We start from the raw sequence: 3,690 nt of genomic DNA, 5'->3' as shown, positions 1-3,690 counted from the left end.
GCAGAGGGCGAGCTATAGATGCTATAAGCTAGTGCCAGGGAAAAGTGGAGCGCGATCGCAAAGAGACTTGCTGTTGTTATGTGAGCACTTTTTATCTTCATGGCTGAATCGTCTGAATGCTCAGGCTTTCCATGCCGTAAGTTCGTGCCAGCTTTAGCACCGGGTCTAATGCAGAAGCGGGAAGCTGGCGGTGAATGCGTATACTCAGTTCTGTGATCGTCTGATCAGAAAACACTTTGCTAAGTTCGTCATTAACTTGCTCACCTTCCAGTAAGTATTCTCCATTTGCATGAATTTCCAGTACCAGCGTCTTCGCGTCCACTTTCTGATCATTTTGTGAATTGGGCAATTCCAGGCTCTTGCTTGGCGATTTAATCTGACCGGCCACCATAAAGAAGATCAATAACAAGAAGACGATATTGATCGCAGGGACCATATTGCCGTCCAGGTTAAGGCTATTGTTTTTGGACGCTTCGATATGAATAAGCTTCATCGCGATACCGACTCGGCAAGGTTGAGATTGCTCACGCCCTGAGCACGGCAAAAATCAAGAACAGACACCAAACTTTGGATATCAACTTGGCTGAGTGCCGCAACAATAAGAGAGCTCTGCTGCATCGCAATATCCTTTAAGCCCTCGCTGAGAGCTGCATCGCTAAGTGAGTATTGGGTGCCATTTAATTCGAGCAAATTCCTATCGAGAATCAACAGGCGGTTTTGTTCTGCACTTGAGTGCGCGCCCTGAGATAACTGCCCAAGTTCAATTTGCCGAAATTGACTGAAGCTAGAGGTGAGCATAAAGAACAGCAGCAGGATAAACACCACATCAATGAGTGGCGTTAGGCTGACGAGGTTCTTAGGTTTTGTTTGAACCTTAAGCAACATGAAGAGTCTCGTTCACCATCTTGGTAGGGCTGTCGTTGGTAGGGGTGTTGTTCGCAGAGAACTTAGTGAAGACACGACTTACCGAGTCATTGATGTGATGGGCAACACGCTCGGCTCGACGGTCAAACCAGGCATAAGCTGCCGCAACGGGGATAGCGACGGCTAAGCCAGCGGCTGTGGTGAGCAAGGCTTGCCAGATACCGCCTGAGAGTACAGCGGGGTCGACATTGGATCCGGCTGACTGCATTTGCTGAAAGGCCTCAATCATACCAAGCACGGTTCCCATCAAACCTAGTAATGGGCTTAAGGTGGCAATGACTTCCAATGGCTTCAGCAATCCGCGCAAGTCCATGATGATTTGATTGGCTTGGCGTGTCAGCTCTCGCTCAAGAATGTTTTGATCTTCGTTGGCTAGGTGACCATCCATGGCATGACGAACTAGCTTTGGAATGGCTTGCTTATTGTCTAAGGTATTGAGTGCCTCGTCATAACGGCCTTGTTCCCATGCGGACAAGCTGGCTTCCAACTCTGCACTTTGTTCGACCTTCGCCGAAAAGTACTGCCAACATTTCAACAAAACGATAGACAGGGATATTACCGAAAGGGCAAGAAGAATCCAGACGACTGGGCCACCGATATTCAATAGTTCAATCAGAGGGTCAAGCATATTAGCGTTCAAGTTACTTGCTTGGTTGGGAGTAATTTCGGCTTGCATGTGGGGGGATTCCAAATAAATCATTATTAATAATGCAAATGATAATGATTATCATGAAGCATTGCAATAGAGGTGTTATGACGGGAGAATTATCTGCTGAGGAGCCCCTCGTTGGTCGGCAGGGGGCTCCATGCCCAAATATCAAAAGTTGAATTGTTGTAGTGTTTGTTTAGAATGCTGGCATGACTAAACCCTTGCGTGCTTTATTTCACTACTTCCTGGCCCTTACGATGCTCTTTGCATCGAGCTTTGCCATGTTTCATGCAAGTGAACATCTTCGTTTGGATAATCCCGCGAAGCACGTGGAGAGCAGCTTTGCACCTTACCTGCTAAGTCATGACGATCATGTTCATCATCAGCATTCCAGTGGTTCTCAAGACCATGAGGAGCTTGCTACTGAGCATGCATTTGAGTCTTTGTGTGAAGCTTGTCTGATTGTTTCTTCCCTTACTGGCTGTGTACCGAGTGATGTCTTTTCCGGTTTAGTCTCTGTAGGCCTTAGCTATAAACGGCCCGGTCAGCAGGATGAATCAAACCATACACACCTTAGCTTTCTCGCTAGAGCGCCACCTTTTAAGGCTTAGTTTTTATTTCTAAAGTCTTATTATTTTATTGTGCGTCAGCACAGCGTTTTAATGTGGAGTTATGTATGAAGAACTACCTGGTTCAGTGTTTATTTGTTTGTTTAGTTATTTCCCTTTCTAGTCGTGTAGCGATTGCCTTTGAAGAAGAGCATGAAGCCCATGAACATGGTCATGCAACATTGACGGTGGTTCAGGAAAAGGACGAGTTGCAGATGGTGTTTAAGTCACCTGCGATGAATATTGTTGGTTTTGAACACCAGCCTAATACCGCTGAACAGAAGGCAAAAGTCGAAGCAGCTGAGGGCATTCTTAAAGATGCTAAGCGCTTATTTCAATTGAGCTCGAGTGCTGGTTGCGAATTGGAGCATGTAACGGTTTCTTCTGCGCTATTGTCAGGAGCGCATAAGGGGCATGATGACGAGCATCATGAGGACCACGATGACGAGCATCACGATGAACATGATGATCACCACGAAGCATCACATAGTGAGTTTGAAGCTGAGTATCATTTCGAGTGTAAAAATATCGCGGCACTGAAAGATGTAAAGGTTAGCTTGTTTGAACTCTTCAATTCTCTTCAGGAGGTTGAAGCACAGGTTATTTCAAGCGCAGGTCAGAGCTTACAGGAGCTTGATCACCGTAAAACGAGTATTACGTTCTAATATGGATGCTAAACAAGTACTGTTGAAAGTAGACAACTTACGCTTCCGCTGGCCTTCGGGCCAGCGGGATGTTCTCGATATCCCCAAGTTTGAAGTGCTTAGTGGCGAAGGTGTCTTTATTAAAGGGGAGAGTGGTACAGGGAAGACGACCTTGTTAAGCCTTATAGGTGGGATCAACCTACCTGATGCGGGTTGTATCGAGGTTTTGGGGACGGATATTAGCAAGCTGCGTCAGAGCCGGCGAGACCACTTCAGAGCTGATCATATAGGCTTTATCTTTCAGCTTTTTAACCTGATTCCTTATTTGTCGGTAATTGAAAATATCACACTGGCATGTAAATTTTCTAAGTTGCGTACTCAACGAGTATTAGCAAAGTCGGGCAGCCTGGAAGAGGAAGCTTATCGCTTGTTATCGCAGCTTCAGCTAAATGATCGCTCCATGCTGACACGAAAAGTATCTGATTTGAGCGTTGGCCAACAGCAGCGTGTCGCCGCCGCCCGGGCCTTGATTGGCTCGCCGGAACTCATTATTGCCGATGAGCCGACCTCTGCATTGGATGCCGATACACGTGAACACTTTATTCAGTTACTACTAGAAGAGTGTAAGCAAAGTGGTGCGACCATATTGTTTGTTAGCCACGATGCTGGCCTGGAAGCCGCTTTTGATCGCAGTATTCAGTTAGGCGAACTCAACCGCGCTTGCGAACAGTCTTCAAATAAAGGGCAGGAGGCCGTGTTATGAATTGGGCACTGCTGATGAAGCTAACGCTGAAAAGTATCCTCAACCGGAAATTTACCAGTGGCTTAACCTTGTTTAGTATTTGTATCAGCGTTTTTCTATTAC

Annotated in this window: 6 protein-coding genes; 3 read left to right on the top strand and 3 right to left on the bottom strand. The window is 46.3% G+C overall.

Going from position 1 to position 3,690, the window contains the following annotated elements; translation table 11 throughout:
* Positions 1-97 precede the first annotated feature (97 nt).
* From A3761_RS16705 to A3761_RS16695, 3 genes are read right to left on the bottom strand one after another with little or no spacing between them, the layout of a single operon-like run.
* Positions 98-493: a biopolymer transporter ExbD gene (locus A3761_RS16705; RefSeq protein WP_068513307.1), complete on the bottom strand. Its 396-nt coding sequence runs from the start codon at positions 491-493 to the stop codon at positions 98-100.
* Complete coding sequence (locus A3761_RS16700) at positions 490-885, bottom strand: biopolymer transporter ExbD (protein WP_068513304.1); 396 nt, start codon at positions 883-885, stop codon at positions 490-492. The genes A3761_RS16705 and A3761_RS16700 overlap by 4 nt, the downstream gene beginning before the upstream one ends.
* Positions 875-1,600: a MotA/TolQ/ExbB proton channel family protein gene (locus A3761_RS16695; protein ID WP_068513301.1), complete on the bottom strand. Its 726-nt coding sequence runs from the start codon at positions 1,598-1,600 to the stop codon at positions 875-877. The genes A3761_RS16700 and A3761_RS16695 overlap by 11 nt, the downstream gene beginning before the upstream one ends.
* Positions 1,601-1,782: 182 nt before the next feature.
* Between A3761_RS16695 and A3761_RS16690 the strand changes: the two genes are divergently transcribed.
* From A3761_RS16690 to A3761_RS16680, 3 genes are all read left to right on the top strand, one after another.
* The gene (locus A3761_RS16690; RefSeq protein ID WP_068513298.1) at positions 1,783-2,184 is read left to right on the top strand and encodes a hypothetical protein; all 402 of its coding nucleotides are present in this window, start codon (positions 1,783-1,785) and stop codon (positions 2,182-2,184) included.
* A 65-nt stretch (positions 2,185-2,249) separates the two neighbouring features.
* Positions 2,250-2,846 (top strand): DUF2796 domain-containing protein, encoded by a 597-nt coding sequence (locus tag A3761_RS16685; RefSeq protein WP_068513296.1) that lies wholly within the window; start codon positions 2,250-2,252, stop codon positions 2,844-2,846.
* A gap of 1 nt (position 2,847) precedes the next feature.
* A complete protein-coding gene (locus tag A3761_RS16680) occupies positions 2,848-3,588 on the top strand; it encodes an ABC transporter ATP-binding protein (protein ID WP_068506881.1) in 741 nt (246 codons plus the stop codon).
* The last annotated feature ends 102 nt before the right edge of the window (positions 3,589-3,690 follow it).

This window comes from Oleiphilus sp. HI0123 (genome assembly GCF_001635315.1).
Note: the sequence above shows the minus strand (reverse complement) of the source record. Positions and strands in the feature narration are given on the sequence as shown.

What these genes read in the sequence shown, in the direction of transcription:
- A3761_RS16705 (WP_068513307.1), bottom strand. Translation starts at nt 493, where the DNA reads ATGAAGCTTATTCATATCGAAGCGTCCAAAAACAATAGCCTTAACCTG.
- A3761_RS16700 (WP_068513304.1), bottom strand. Translation starts at nt 885, where the DNA reads ATGTTGCTTAAGGTTCAAACAAAACCTAAGAACCTCGTCAGCCTAACG.
- A3761_RS16695 (WP_068513301.1), bottom strand. Translation starts at nt 1,600, where the DNA reads ATGCAAGCCGAAATTACTCCCAACCAAGCAAGTAACTTGAACGCTAAT.
- A3761_RS16690 (WP_068513298.1), top strand. Translation starts at nt 1,783, where the DNA reads ATGACTAAACCCTTGCGTGCTTTATTTCACTACTTCCTGGCCCTTACG.
- A3761_RS16685 (WP_068513296.1), top strand. Translation starts at nt 2,250, where the DNA reads ATGAAGAACTACCTGGTTCAGTGTTTATTTGTTTGTTTAGTTATTTCC.
- A3761_RS16680 (WP_068506881.1), top strand. Translation starts at nt 2,848, where the DNA reads ATGGATGCTAAACAAGTACTGTTGAAAGTAGACAACTTACGCTTCCGC.